This is a genomic window from Archaeoglobus veneficus SNP6, assembly GCF_000194625.1.
Taxonomy (GTDB): Archaea; Halobacteriota; Archaeoglobi; order Archaeoglobales; family Archaeoglobaceae; genus Archaeoglobus_C; species Archaeoglobus_C veneficus.
Window position 1 is genome coordinate 313,287 of the sequence record NC_015320.1, and the last position, 13,318, is coordinate 326,604.

A 13,318-nucleotide genomic window follows, 5' to 3' on the forward strand; every position below is an offset into this window, starting at 1 on the left:
TATTAACTAACCAAATAAAAAGGTAGAAAAATTCCCTGAGCATAGTATGTATGTGTCCTCTGAAATTCCTATTCCTACCCCCTCAGCCCGTTTCAGACCCTTCAACCCTGCTTTAGCCGTCCTGAGTTATGTGCTGCCCGCCATCATCTACGTTCTCCTGTTTGGAATTGCATGCGTTTTGGTAGGATACGTTAAGAGAAAAAGGAGGTACGGAAAAATTCTGCTCGCGCTTGGACTGCTCATTGCGCTGTCTTCAGCAACTCATCTCTCCTATTTTGTAGTGGAGAACAGAAGAGCGATCCTGCTTCAGAGAGAATATCCATCCATAGCATCCCTTATCTTCGAAGACATGAGGAAAAATCGCGAACACCGCAGGCTACTATATCAAAACCTACGAACCTCTGGGCGAGAAGGAGATTCAACTACTGAGGAGCTATGGAGTGAGGGTGCTGTACAGAACCGAAGAACCGACGATATACCTCGGGCTGATAGAAGAGGCTGAAGTTGAGAATGTAAGGAACCTGCACCTCGTTAAGGACGTTTACAAACCCCCCTCGTCAAGTGACTGGTTGCTGACGACTACCTTTAAAAATTCGTGCAAGCCGCAAAATGTGCGGACAGTGGAACGGGGAGAGCCAACCGTGTTTTACTGCCCATCGCATGCTGCCGGGATGACACAACTTTTAAATATCGTCTATCTCTCTGCCAAGCTATGGGTGAATTCAAGCACATAGTCAGGATTGCCGACACCGACCTCGACGGAAGCAAGAGTGTCATGTTCGCTCTCACCGGAATAAAGGGTATAGGATTGAGGATGGCAAAATCAATAGTAAGCGCTCTCGGCATCGACGGCAGGCAGAAGCTCGGAGAGATGGACGACGAGACAATAGAGAAACTCAGGAAGTTTGTTGAGGAGGACATCGAATCTCTGCCATCCTGGCTTCTTAACAGGAGAAAAGACCCGCACACAGGCAAAGATCTACACCTTCTGAGCAAGGATGTTGACTTTGCGAAGATGGTTGACATCGAAACGATGATAAGAATGAAGTGCTACCGCGGAATCAGGCACGCGAGGGGCAAGAAGGTCAGAGGTCAGAGAACTCGCTCTACCGGCAGAAGTGGTAGAACTGTCGGTGTCATAAGAAGGAAGAAGTAACATCAAGGTGATGATATGGGCGACCCGAAGAAGCACAGGAAAAAGTACGTAACTCCCACACGCCCGTGGGACAAAGTAAGGCTTGAGAAAGAGGCTCAAATAGTAATTAAGTATGGATTGAGGAACAAGAGGGAGCTCTGGAGGTTCCAGAACATTTTGAGGAAGTACAGGAGAGTAGCGAGAGACCTCCTCGCCAAGGTAGACATGCCGGGCAGGGAGGGTGAGTACGCTAAGGCCAAGGCTCAGATGGTCATAAAGAAGCTCATCAGGATGGGTGTGCTCAGTGAAGGTGCAACACTCGACGACATCCTCAACCTGAGCGTCGAGGATTTCCTCGAAAGAAGGCTACAGACCATGGTTTACAGACAGGGACTTGCAAACACAATAAAGCAGGCGAGACAGCTCATAGTGCATGGCCATATAGCTGTTGACGGAAGGCGCGTAACCGCTCCGGGCTACATAGTGGAAAAGGACGAGGAGAGCAGAATAACCTACTACCGCAATTCACCCTTCGCCAAGCGTGAGCTTGTGGCCAAGGCTGAAGCTGAGGCTTAAGGTTAAGGAGGTGTACTGAATGGCTGAAAAGAAGAAGGGCAAGGGTAGATGGGGCATAGCCCATATATTTTCGTCATATAATAACACGATAATCACGATAACCGATATTACCGGCAGCGAGACCATTGCGAGGATAAGCGGTGGAATGATCGTTAAAGCAGACAGGGACGAGGGCAACCCCTATACCGCCATGCAGGCAGCTCTGAGGGTTGCCGAGATGGCAAAGGAGAAGGGAATTGAAGGAGTTCACATAAAGGTGAGGGCTCCGGGTGGAAACAAGCACACAACTCCTGGCCCGGGTGCTCAGGCTGCCATCAGGGCTCTCGCAAGAGCTGGCCTGAAAATTGGAAGGATTGAGGACGTTACGCCAATTCCGCACGACGGCACACGCCCGCCAGGCGGGAAGAGGGGTAGAAGGGTCTAAACGGTGTGGCCATGAGGCTCGAGTTTGTGGAAGATAGTGAATTTAGAGCTGTGTTTATCCTCCGTGATGCTCCCATAGCCTTTGCCAATTCTTTCAGGCGGGCGATGAAGAGCCTCGTGCCTACAATGGCAGTTGATTACGTGGATGTCTACCTCAACACGTCCTATCTCTACGACGAAATACTTGCTCACAGGATAGGTCTGATTCCCCTGAAGACGAACCTTGAAAAGTTTAACATGCCAGACGAGTGTTCCTGCGGCGGAGAGGGCTGCCCGAACTGTCAGGTATCTCTCAGGTTGAATGTGGAGGGGCCAAAACTCGTTTACTCTGGGGATTTTGTTTCTGACGATCCTGAAACTGTCCCCGTCTACGACAACATTCCTGTGGTGGAGCTATACAAGGGCCAGCAGCTCATGATTGAAGCGGTGGCAAGGCTCGGAACGGGCAAGGAGCACTCGAAGTACCAGCCCGTTTCGATATGTGCCTACAAGGTAATTCCACGCATTGAGATATCCGGCGAGTGCAACGGATGCGGGGATTGTGTTAATGCATGCTCCAGAAACGTTCTCGAGGCAAAGGACGGAAAAATAGAGGTTAAGAACATCCTGTCCTGCTCTATGTGCATGGAATGCGTGAATGTCTGTACCGAGGAAGCGATAAAGGTGGAGGACACCAACGACTTCCTGTTCACAGTTGAAGGTGTCGGTTCTCTGCCTGTCAGAACCGTCATGCGAAAGGCCCTCGAAATTCTCAAGAAGAAGGCGGAGGAAATGAACAGCATCCTCGCTCTCGGCTGAAAGCTAAGAGAAGAAAGAAGAGAGCGAGCTCTGAAAAACTTTCAGCTTTGAAATCCATAAGTTTTTATCTGTTTTTATTCTTGAACTTGCTTTTTCAAGAGCTTTACCAAAGGTGTCGAACACCTCTGGCCTTTGCCTCAGCGCTCTCCTTACTCCCTCCTCTACGACCCATACTCCCAGAGGGGCGTAGTAGTCGGGTGTTATTTCCCGTATAACTGTAATCCTCGCCTGCCTTCTCGCCCTCCTAAGATATTCGAGGGCTGGCAGGCGGGCTGCATAGTAACCGCCAGAAAGTTCCGAGTACTCGCTTTTCCTGCCTATACCTTCAGAATCGTAGCCAATCCACGTTGAGTCCGGGCTCCAGAAGCTCTTCCTCAGCCATATCTCCACGAGCTGGAACGAGTAGTTTCCGGGAGATAAAATGACTTCAAAGTGATTTCCGAAGTGTTCGTAGCTGAAGAGCATGCATTCGCCGATGGAATCAAAATCTGCAATCTCCTTCTTTATCTCCTCGCCAAGGATGTCGTGAACAGCGGTAATGCTCCACCTCGTCGGCACGAGCTTTCTGTTGCTTTTCTCTCCCAGCATTCCAACGGAAAAGACCTTCTGGATATAGTACGTGCTGAAGCCGGAGTCGAAAAGAGATTTCACCGCATCAACAGCCTTTGCGTCGTCGTAGTACAGCTTTTCCACCTTCTGAGGTATCTTTGGATTTTCCGCAAGGCGGAAGCGTCCTATCTTTGCCGCAATGCCGATTGGCTGGGCTACGTCGTCGAATACCGGCCTTTTCACGATTTTCGTGATTTCTGCCTCCACATCAACGTGCCTCGTTGATGCAACGGCCTCCTGCAGTTCTATGGTATACCTGTCTGGGTTTGCTGCAGCGTCAACGTCGAGGGGCTTTATCCCCCTCGTTAGGGACATTCTGAGCCTTATGATGTCCTCAACGCTTCCGCTCCAGAGCCAGGGAGAATCGAGATATTCGGGATTCTGCGTGGTGGAAATCAGGGGGCCGGCATAGACCTTTGGATAGCCGAACCTGCCGACGAACACGGATGGAGGCGTAGCACCCTCTAATTCGCCCTCACTCAGCCTGCCAACATACCTGAACTTAACGAGCAGGGGACACTTCGCCCTTCCGCACAGCAGCCTACCCTTGCATCTTGCACACAGAGACACTGCAGGAATTTATTCATCCCGTAGAAAACCGTTGCTGTCTGCATGTATTCACATGCCGGTAACGGCCCTGAGCAGAACAAGAATGGTTATTGCGAGTATGTTGGCGACTATTCGCCCGAAAAGAGTGATTAAAGCGATTCTCACGCCAAGAGACTTCCCGAAGAGTGACGCTACGATGGGGAATGTGTTTCTCAGAATCTCTACGAAGGTGTGAAGTATTGACGCAAAGAGCAGGGCCATAACAGCATCCGGCCCGCTTAGTGCTCCCTTTGCCACCATGGAGCCTGCAGTTGCGATGGCAGCAATCATACTCGGAATACCTGTGGCGATTATGAGAAGAGACGAGGCGGGCAGACCGAAACATGAGAAAAATGGTACGAAGGCGTTCATGAAGTCGAGGAGTCCCGCGTTGAAGGCAACCATGGTGAGAAAGATGGTTACGGTGAGCATCGTTGAAATTCTCGCGAATCTCTTCAGTACGTCCTTCAAGCAGTCCTTCGGAACGGTCTGAAAGTCAACCGCTTCTGCACCATCCAGAGTCCGCTTCGCAAGCGCTATGCCAGCAAGGGCTATGGCAATGCGAGTGAGAAGTATTAAAGCAATGTATAGCACTCCCCAAACCCCGAGCGCCGGAATTACTACCGGAGCGAGGAAGATTATGACAAGTCTGACTGAACGGGGAAACATACCAACGAGGGATGCGATGATTACCTCTCTGTCATCTATCAACCCCTTCTCTCGCATCCTTGAAAGCATTGAGAATGCCGTGACGGGATGTATCAGAAACGCCGCTATGGCAACACCGCTTTTCAGTCTTGCAGCCAGCATTATTCTGGAGATAGCATCAACGAGCCGCCTGAATTGGGGAATTGAATATATGAAGCTGGAAATGAGCAAACCAAAGAAAATGGCTGGAAGAATTATCCTGAGAAGTTTGCCTGTGTCAAGTGCTGCAGCGACGACAGCATCACTCGTGACTTCGAACATCGGGCAACGTTGCATCCGGGGTTTAAAAGCTTGAATGTGGGATTTCAGCTTTGACATTATCAACAAAGTTTAATAATCTCTCCCACCGACTGGGCTCAATGAAAATATCCCCGCGATGTCCGGCGTGTCTGCTCAACAGAGTTTATCTTGAGTCCAGCATGGCCACAAGTGACGAGGATAAAATCCACAGAGCCGTAGAAGAATCACTGAAAATACTTGCGAAACGCTATCCTGACAGGGACATAAACGCCGTAATTGCCACCGAAATGCACAGGAAGGTTTACGAGATTCTCGGCGTTGAAGATCCCTATAAAAAGCTCAAGGATAAGGCGAACGAGGTAGCTCTCCGTTTTCTTCCGGCGATAAGGGATTTCGTCGAGAAACAGGACGACAGGTTCAGGTCTGCTGCCATAGCGGCAATCATCGGCAACACCTTCGACTATGGAGTTATGGGTCATGAGGTTGCTGAGGATGACTTTATGGACTACTTCATGAAGCAGTACTCCAAAGGCTTGGCAATAGACGACACGGCAGACATCATGGAGCTGTGCTCTGGAAAGGTCGTTTACCTGACGGACAACGCGGGGGAGATAGTTGTGGACACAATTCTCATGAAGGAGATCAGGCAGTTATGCGAGAGGCTGACAGTAGTTGTGAGAGGTAAGCCAATCCTGAGTGACGCAACACTGAGCGATGCGAAGCTTGCGGGGGTTGACAGAATCGCCGACGAGGTACTTACGAACGGAGAAGGGGCTATAGGCATAATTGAAGAGGAATTGCCCGCTGAGACTCTCGAAAGACTCGAGAGCGCTGATGTGATCATCGCTAAGGGGATGGCCAACTACGAGTGCCTTTCAGAGAGCCGTTTTAAGCCGATAGCATTCATGCTGACTGCAAAGTGTGAGCCGGTTGCGAGGGATATTGGTGTCGAGGTTGAAGACATGGTTGCGATGGTGAGGTGGTAGCATGCTGGGAGAACTGAGGGAAAGAACTCTCGTAGAGCTTTTTGGGGCTCTTGAAGGCAAGTACGGGCCGAACTACGAGTGCAAGTACTACCCCTGCCACTTCAGCGGCCAGGACTGCTCCCTCTGTTACTGTCCCTTTTACCCCTGTCTACTCTACGACCTTGGCGGCGAGTTAAAGATTACCTCAAGCGGCTACGTCTGGAGCTGCCAGAACTGCAACTGGATTCACAAAACTGAGAACGTGGAAGATGTTCTTGCGGTTTTAAGCGGTTATTCAAGGCAGCAGCTCATAGAGGAGGACTGGTACTTCTTCAACCGCATACTGCAGGAGCTATACTATGGCACAGAGCTTGGTGTCTGGGAGGGTAACGCCTATAACCTTATGCCTGCGGTCTTCAAGGACAAGGAATGTGAGGAAGTGGAAAAAACAGAGTTTCTGAGAGTAGTTCTGAAAGATTTTGAAATAGAGAGTGTACATCGCTGTAACACGCTGGAAGGCGAAGGTGTGCTTATCCCGATGAGAGATAACGGCAGATTTCACGGATTTTACAATGGGCGATATGTGATTTGCAAAATTTAAAGCGAAAAACATTATTATTCCACCAGAAAATACTTATAATTTCGTGAACTAACTCAAAATGGAATGTTTTGGCGAGAATAAACCAGAAATCGTTGATTTTGCTTAATCAGAAATCGAGCAAAACCTGCTGGCGCTTTTCGTTTTGTATATGGCCTTTCATCCTTCGTCCGATGTATGCGAAAACTTTAAAAATCAATATACCTTAGCAGTGATGCGCAACTTCGGATGTAAATTCGTTATAAACCAAGCAGCGGGGATAAAAACCCGCCTATTCCCCAGAAAATTAATAAAATCTGAAAAAAAGCTTAATCCTTCAAAAAAGAGGTGAAAAAAGATGGGTGATGACCATGATAGTCGGGAAGCACATAATTGCGGAGTTGTATGGAGTTCCAAGGGAGCTAATTTCATATGAGAAAACAGTGAGGGAGATAGTAGAGGAAGTAGTAGAGAAAGCCGGACTGACGAAAGTAGGAAGCGTTTATAAACAGTTTGAACCCTACGGTGTTACGGGTGTTGTTTTGATAGCGGAATCTCATGTAAGCATACATACGTGGCCAGAGTATGAGCTTGTGAACCTAGATGTCTTCACGTGCGGGGATGCGAAGAAGGCAGAGAAGGCCTTTGAGTTGTTCTTGGAGAAGTTTAAGCCGAGGTCGTACAGACACTACGTTCTCGACAGGGGTTAGAAAAATGATGGAGCGAATTCGCAGGCAGATCATACAGGCTCTCGACGGGGAGATTTCAGTTTACAGGCTGATAGATTCACAGGATTCGAGCCTTCCAGAGTTCTTCAAGCTGCTGCAGGACATGGAAAAAGAGGGGCTGATATCAGTTAGGGATGGCAGGGTTTCACTGACCAGCGAAGGCAGAAAGCTCAGAGAGGAAATTGCCAGGGATGCTGACATCGTTTGCAGTTGCTGCGGAGGCACGGGCTACGTAATTGATGGCTTTTTCAAGGATGTGCTCAGGCAGTATCAGGAGATCGCAAAGGAGAGGCCCGAAGCGATTGAGGTGTACGATCAGGGCTTTATCAGCACGGACGGCGTTATGCGAAGGGCCGAGTTCATCTACGAGCGTGGCGATCTTGCGACAAACATATTCGTCGTAGGCGACGACGACCTCTTCAGCATCGCTGCATCGCTTACAGGTATACCCAAGAAGATCACAGTGGTTGAGATAGATGAAAGACTCGTTGACTTCATAAACAAGAAGGCGGACGAGTTCGGGCTGAGAGTTGAGGCGATGGTTTACGATGTCCAGCAAAGTTTCCCCGAAGAGCTACGGAAGAAGTACGACGTGTTTGTAACAGACCCGGTTGAAACCATCCCGGGACTCAAGCTCTTCCTGTCAAGAGGTGTGTCTACGCTTAAGGGGCCAGGATGCGCCGGATATTTCGGTATCACAACACTCGAGGCTTCCCGAAAGAAGTGGTACGAAATCCAGAAGATGATTTACGACATGGGGTTCATTATAACTGACTTGAGGAGAAAGTTCAGCGTTTATCCGTCCGAGGATAAGAACTTCTTCAGGTTCCAGGAGAAGCTGCCGATAGTAAGCAAGCTCGGCGCTCCGGTTGACTGGAACTGGTACAGGTCAACCCTTTATAGAATTGAAGCTGTTAGGGAGCCGAAGCCACTCGTCGAGGGTGAGATGATTATTGATGAAAAGGTTTACAAGGACGACGAGAGCTGGGCTACTCCATACTGAGGTGGTAGGATGCAGGAGAAGATAGTTACTGGCAAGGATATCGCCGAGAGAATGAAGAACGTAAAGCACAAAATTGCTGTAACGAGCGGAAAGGGCGGAGTGGGCAAGTCGACAGTTGCTGCCCTGCTTGCCGTTCACTACGCCCGAAAGGGCTACAAAGTTGGAATATTCGATGCCGACTTTCTCGGGCCGAGTATTCCGAAGCTTTTCGGCGTTGAGGACAAAGCTAAGGAGCTTATCATAAGGGAAAGCGGAGTTTCGCCGGTATACAGCGAGAAATACGGGATAAAGATTCTCTCCATTCAGTTCATGCTTCCAAGTAAGGAGTCTCCGGTTATATGGAGAGGTCTTGCGATAAACACCGCTTTGAGGAGCTTCCTTGGCAGCGTTGACTGGGAAGAACTCGATTATCTCATCTTCGACACTCCTCCTGGTACGGGCGATGCAATTCTTACGGTCATGGACTTCGTAGACCTCGACGGCCTGATAATGGTCACAATCCCACAGGAGCTCTCAGCACAGATAGTGGAGAAAGCAATAAACATGGCCAAGAAGATGGATACTGACGTTCTTGGTATCGTTGAAAACATGAGCTACTTTGAATGCACGAAGTGCGGCGAGAGATACTACCTCTTTGGCAAGAGCAGAGCAGTTGAGCTCGCGAGAAAGTACGACATCGATCTTATTGCTGAGATACCCTACGACATGGAGCTTCTTGACTTGGCGGAGAGGGGGAGAATAGAGGACTACGAGGTTGACTACTTTGAGTACTTCTACATATAATTTAATTTTTAACTACTTTGTGGGAGATTCTGAAGGCTTGTAATAAATTAGAATTGTGTTAAATTATAAAAATTCACTTCAAAGCTTTAACCTTCCCCTGCCCACTAACGTTCACGTCTCCTACAAAGCCGTCTTCTGTTTTCACGAAGGCAGGAACGAGTTCAAAGCTTCCGCCGATGAGGATTTCTCCACCCTTCATGTCTCCTCCAACGTACCCGCAGTTTCCGTGGATTATTATTCTGCCGTCTTTCATCTCAGTTCCAATGAAATCACCAGCATTGCCCTTAATTTCTATCTCGCCGCCGCACATCTTCTCGCCGATGTAGTTACCGGCATTACCTTCGATTGTAATTTTCCCGCCTTTCATCCCCTCGAGGTCTCCCCAGTAGGGACAAGCAACGCAGTTACCTGCGCTTCCTTTGACAACTATCTCTCCACCCTCCATTTCAGCTCCGAGCCAGTCATCTGCATTGCCCTCGATGATTATCCTTCCATCCTTCATGAAAGCTCCGCAGTGCGCTCCGATGTCGCCCTTTACAATAATCTCGCCACTCTGCATACCTACTCCTACCCACTTTACTCTGCTGAAGTCTCCTTCGAGGACGAGTACTTCCTCGCTGCCATTCTTTTCCACTTCAAAGAGCTCGTCCAGCGAGACGAGGTGGTTGCCGTAGTAGACCTTGAACTGCTTTATCTCTTCGATCGGCTTCGTTGCAAGCTCCGGCGTGATTTCAGCCTCGACGTTAACCTCGAAATCCACCTTTGGCCTTATCACAAGCAAGCTATCACCCCGCTGTAATGCGCACTGGATTGTGAAGCCAACCCTCCTCAACTCCGTAGTTGCATCGCTTTACAGTGTAGTAGTTGAAGTATTCGTCGAGATCCGCCTCGATTATCTCTGTCGTCGTCTGTTCACTTGCGTCCACCCAGAAGGTTCTGCCCCAGACCTCGCCGACAACATCTCCATTCTTTACAACTATCTCTCCACCCTTTATCGTGTAGAGCGGATTTTCGAGGGCTTTGAGTATCGCCTGATAGTCGCTGGAGTCGTAGTTAAGCGGGTCGATATCGTAAACAACAACGTCTCCATCTGCCCCGACTCCAAGGTGACCCTTGTTCTCCATGCCAAGAACTCTTGCAGGCGTCACGCGAGTCATCTGTATGACCTCCTCTATGCTCCTCTCCTTGTCTATCGACGGGAGGGCTGTGGCTTTTTCTATGTACTGGTGGGCCTTCTTCATCTCCTCTTCGCGGAACTTCCTGCTCATTAGTAGCGTTACTATGTATGGGTAGGCTGTGAAGGGTCCACCGTTTGGATAGTCCGTTGAAACTGCAATCTTGTCAGCATCCACGAGCAGACCAAGTTCAAGGCCTGTCGCCCACTGGACAGCGTTAACTGGACTTTTCGGCCTGTAAACGAGGGGAACTATACCTGCACCTGTTTCAAGCTCAACGTCCTTGTTGCACCACTTTGCCTTTACAAGCTTGTGCAACTCGAACTGGAAGGGGCTGTCTGCGGTCATGGTTGTTGCGTGGCCGAAAATTGGTTGACCCATGTCGATTGTTACGTTATTCATGCTGTTGACGAGTTTTGCAATTTCCTCTGCTCCACTTCCCATGTCTCTCCACGAGCTTCCTGTGTAGGCGTTGAACTGCACGTGCGTTACGTGCAGAACCTGCCTGTTATCGTTCCTGAACTTCTTTGCGAGTTTTATTGTCTCCATTGTCGTTTCGTAATTTCCCGGCACACCGAGGTTGTTGCAGTGGAGGTGAACAGAATGCGGCAGTTTTAGCTCCTCAACCGCTGCTATGAGGGTCGTTATAACCTCTCTCGGCGTAACGCCGAAGCCCGGAATTGTGTCGTCGAGACCACTTACGTTACCGCCATACATCCACGCTTCAACGCCTCCAGGATTAACGAGCTTCACACCGTAGCCCTTCGTCCTTTCGAGAACCCAGGCAACAAACGACTTCATCTTCTCCACATCTTTATCGGCAGCGTACTTGAAAACTGGATGCCAGTTGCCAAAGAGGGGAAGCGTCGCCTTATCGATGATTGGTATGGAATCGAGCTCCTCGTGAGTGTGTATTACATATATTGAAGGTGTCGCGGGCTCGATAGCTGTTGTGTACCCCATTTTCGCGTACTCGTAGCCTATGGCCGGGGATGTAAGGAGGGTTCTGCCAACTGCAGCTCTGAGCCCGTTGCTTTTCCTCCTGACAAACCTCATCTCTTCTGGTCGCATCGCTCTGCCGGTGTTTATCTTCCCCCCGGCGATGTGGGCGTGAAGATCCACTCCGCCAGCAACAACGAGCTTTCCGCTAACATCGATGGTTTTGCACTCCTTGCCCACTTCGGACTCTTCGACGATTTTACCGTCTTTAATGAAGATGTCCATTTTTTCTCCTGCGATACCGTTCTTCGGGTCTACAACAATCCCGTTTTTGATGTGAAGGGTCATCCTACTCACCTTTCATCTGTATAACCTTATCAAGCATAAGCCTGAGAATCTGGTAGTCGCTCCAGTATTCAGTTTCCCTGAGCTTTTTCACCCTCAGCGGAATACCATCCATTCTATAGACTGTTCCTTCAGCTTCGATTCCGACGATGGCTGACGGGATGACGATATCTGCGAGAAGTGTGGTAACGTTGGGATGTGGATCGATCTGTATCACGGGTATCTCTGCAAGCCTCTCAACGGCCTTTTTGGGGAAGTGGGCAGCAGGGTCGCTTGCAACTATCAGCGCTGCATCGCAGTCCTTTCTGAGCAGAGCCTCAACGGCTGTAAACTCGCTCGGAGAGAAGCGTGGGTATCCGCGACTAAAGTCGATGGCGTACTCGTAACCAGCTTCCCAAGCGGCAACAGCTCCAGCACCAACGACGTTGAAGTGTCCTCTCATGGGCTGCAGGATGTATCTTGTCTGCCTGTTCAGCGTTTGAACGAGCTTGACTATGCACTCTACATTCCTGTCCTGCCCTCTTGAATGCGTAAGGCCGAGGCCGTAGAATATCACTCCATATTTTCCATCCATCAGGACATCTGCGAGCTCTTTGAGCTTCTCCTTACTTAAACCTCCAACTTCATCTGGAACAGCATCTTCATGCCCGTTTACTATCGAGCGGAGGGCTGTGAAGACGGCGAAATCGTAACCGGGTTTGATCTGGTAGAATTCTGTTGCGAGATATGCTGTTGCGGTTTTGCGGACGTCAACTACCACTATGTGTCTGTACTGCCTGCCCTTTGTTAAAAATCCCCTTGCCATGACCGAGTAGCGGGAAGGATGGCGTGGATGCGCCTCAACTGGATTGCATCCCCAGAAAACGATAACATCTGCCCTGTTTTTTGCCTGTCCGAGCGTCCCTCCGGGGATGCCCTCCTCTATCATTGCGAGGGTTGAGGGGGCATGACAGACACTCGAGCACTGGTCGTAAATCCCACCAAGCTTCTCAGCAAGAATAACACCGAGCTTTATCGCCTCGTTAACCGTAGATGCCCAGCCGTACAGAAGGGGCCTCTTTGCATTAACGAGGATTTCGGCAGCCCTCTCAATGGCTTCCTCGTAGCTTACTTTTTCCCCCTCTATCGTAGGTGCTTCCATCCTCCGCTTTGCTGCAAACTTCGCCTCTCCGATGGGGCAGAGGTTCTTTCCGACAGTACCATCAAACTCTATATCATCGCAAACGTTCCCGCAGAAAGTGCAGATGGCATTCTTCATTTAACCACCCTTATCAGTTCTTCAACGGGCTTTACATCTTCCTGCGTCGCCTCCACGTAGCCCTTTATCCCCTTGTACTGCGGAGTGCCCGAACCGTTGCTCTTTCCAACCACCTGATTTGCGTATGGCCCCATTGGAATGAAGACAACACCTTCTGGAAGCTCGAGATCCTTCGTTACTGCCTTCTTTGCGTACAGAACGACCTCTCCAAACTCGGTCTTGATCTTGACTCTATCCCCTTCATTAACTCCGATTACACTCATGTCTCTCTCGTTCATCTCGCAGTAGCAAACGGCTTTCATGTAGTCATTACTTAATTTCTCGTCAATAGTCATGCCCTGGTCAGTAGTTCTTCCAGTGATAACTATAACTTCTATCATACCAGACACCGCACGTATTTTTTAAACGCATCAGTTTGGAGTATTTAATCGTTATGCTATTTTCCATGACTAATACGTATTAATTTTA

Annotated in this window: 16 protein-coding genes; 10 read left to right on the forward strand and 6 right to left on the reverse strand. The window is 49.4% G+C overall.

Annotation, left to right across the window (positions count from 1 at the left end):
- The first annotated feature begins 52 nt into the window (after window positions 1-52).
- The 5 genes from ARCVE_RS01780 (at window position 53) to ARCVE_RS01800 (ending at window position 2,932) form a co-directional block, all read left to right on the forward strand.
- A complete protein-coding gene (locus ARCVE_RS01780) occupies window positions 53-502 on the forward strand; it encodes a hypothetical protein (RefSeq protein WP_156785987.1) in 450 nt (149 codons plus the stop codon).
- 210 nt (window positions 503-712) lie between these two features.
- Window positions 713-1,156 carry a 30S ribosomal protein S13 gene (locus ARCVE_RS01785; protein ID WP_013683067.1) on the forward strand — a complete coding sequence of 148 codons (444 nt, stop codon included), beginning with the start codon at window positions 713-715 and terminating at the stop codon, window positions 1,154-1,156.
- 15 nt (window positions 1,157-1,171) lie between these two features.
- Complete coding sequence (locus ARCVE_RS01790; protein WP_013683068.1) at window positions 1,172-1,711, forward strand: 30S ribosomal protein S4; 540 nt, start codon at window positions 1,172-1,174, stop codon at window positions 1,709-1,711.
- A gap of 19 nt (window positions 1,712-1,730) precedes the next feature.
- On the forward strand, window positions 1,731-2,135 hold the full coding sequence (locus tag ARCVE_RS01795; RefSeq protein WP_013683069.1) for a 30S ribosomal protein S11: 405 nt from the start codon (window positions 1,731-1,733) through the stop codon (window positions 2,133-2,135).
- An 11-nt stretch (window positions 2,136-2,146) separates the two neighbouring features.
- Window positions 2,147-2,932 carry a DNA-directed RNA polymerase subunit D gene (locus ARCVE_RS01800; RefSeq protein WP_013683070.1) on the forward strand — a complete coding sequence of 262 codons (786 nt, stop codon included), beginning with the start codon at window positions 2,147-2,149 and terminating at the stop codon, window positions 2,930-2,932.
- Window positions 2,933-2,935: 3 nt separating this feature from the next.
- Here the strand turns inward: ARCVE_RS01800 and ARCVE_RS01805 are convergent, their stop codons facing one another.
- Together ARCVE_RS01805 and ARCVE_RS01810 are read right to left on the reverse strand one after the other, a co-directional pair.
- Window positions 2,936-4,111, reverse strand: coding sequence for an Nre family DNA repair protein (locus ARCVE_RS01805; RefSeq protein ID WP_013683071.1), 1,176 nt, complete (start codon window positions 4,109-4,111; stop codon window positions 2,936-2,938).
- Window positions 4,112-4,159: 48 nt separating this feature from the next.
- Entirely contained in the window at window positions 4,160-5,098 is a 939-nt protein-coding gene (locus tag ARCVE_RS01810) for a hypothetical protein (protein WP_013683072.1), read from the reverse strand.
- A gap of 98 nt (window positions 5,099-5,196) precedes the next feature.
- Here ARCVE_RS01810 and ARCVE_RS01815 point away from each other — a divergent pair, with 98 nt between their 5' ends.
- The 5 genes from ARCVE_RS01815 to ARCVE_RS01835 all read left to right on the forward strand — a co-directional run bounded on the left by ARCVE_RS01815 (window position 5,197) and on the right by ARCVE_RS01835 (window position 9,133).
- Window positions 5,197-6,063: a damage-control phosphatase gene (locus ARCVE_RS01815; protein WP_013683073.1), complete on the forward strand. Its 867-nt coding sequence runs from the start codon at window positions 5,197-5,199 to the stop codon at window positions 6,061-6,063.
- 1 nt (window position 6,064) lies between these two features.
- Window positions 6,065-6,643 (forward strand): cysteine-rich small domain-containing protein, encoded by a 579-nt coding sequence (locus tag ARCVE_RS01820; RefSeq protein WP_013683074.1) that lies wholly within the window; start codon window positions 6,065-6,067, stop codon window positions 6,641-6,643.
- A 347-nt stretch (window positions 6,644-6,990) separates the two neighbouring features.
- Window positions 6,991-7,329, forward strand: coding sequence for an adenosylmethionine decarboxylase (gene speD / locus ARCVE_RS01825; RefSeq protein ID WP_013683075.1), 339 nt, complete (start codon window positions 6,991-6,993; stop codon window positions 7,327-7,329).
- A gap of 4 nt (window positions 7,330-7,333) precedes the next feature.
- Window positions 7,334-8,350 (forward strand): bis-aminopropyl spermidine synthase family protein, encoded by a 1,017-nt coding sequence (locus ARCVE_RS01830; RefSeq protein WP_013683076.1) that lies wholly within the window; start codon window positions 7,334-7,336, stop codon window positions 8,348-8,350.
- 9 nt (window positions 8,351-8,359) lie between these two features.
- A complete protein-coding gene (locus tag ARCVE_RS01835; protein WP_013683077.1) occupies window positions 8,360-9,133 on the forward strand; it encodes an Mrp/NBP35 family ATP-binding protein in 774 nt (257 codons plus the stop codon).
- Between the two features lie 73 nt (window positions 9,134-9,206).
- On the opposite strand, the gene ARCVE_RS01840 is transcribed toward ARCVE_RS01835, so the two are convergent.
- The 4 genes from ARCVE_RS01840 to ARCVE_RS01855 are packed head-to-tail and all read right to left on the reverse strand — an operon-like array spanning window position 9,207 to window position 13,230.
- Complete coding sequence (locus ARCVE_RS01840; RefSeq protein ID WP_232215832.1) at window positions 9,207-9,908, reverse strand: formylmethanofuran dehydrogenase subunit C; 702 nt, start codon at window positions 9,906-9,908, stop codon at window positions 9,207-9,209.
- Between the two features lie 10 nt (window positions 9,909-9,918).
- Entirely contained in the window at window positions 9,919-11,595 is a 1,677-nt protein-coding gene (locus ARCVE_RS01845; protein ID WP_013683079.1) for a formylmethanofuran dehydrogenase subunit A, read from the reverse strand.
- A gap of 1 nt (window position 11,596) precedes the next feature.
- The gene (locus tag ARCVE_RS01850; RefSeq protein ID WP_013683080.1) at window positions 11,597-12,850 is read right to left on the reverse strand and encodes a formylmethanofuran dehydrogenase subunit B; all 1,254 of its coding nucleotides are present in this window, start codon (window positions 12,848-12,850) and stop codon (window positions 11,597-11,599) included.
- Entirely contained in the window at window positions 12,847-13,230 is a 384-nt protein-coding gene (locus ARCVE_RS01855; protein ID WP_013683081.1) for a molybdopterin dinucleotide binding domain-containing protein, read from the reverse strand. The genes ARCVE_RS01850 and ARCVE_RS01855 overlap by 4 nt, the downstream gene beginning before the upstream one ends.
- Window positions 13,231-13,318: the final 88 nt, after the last annotated feature.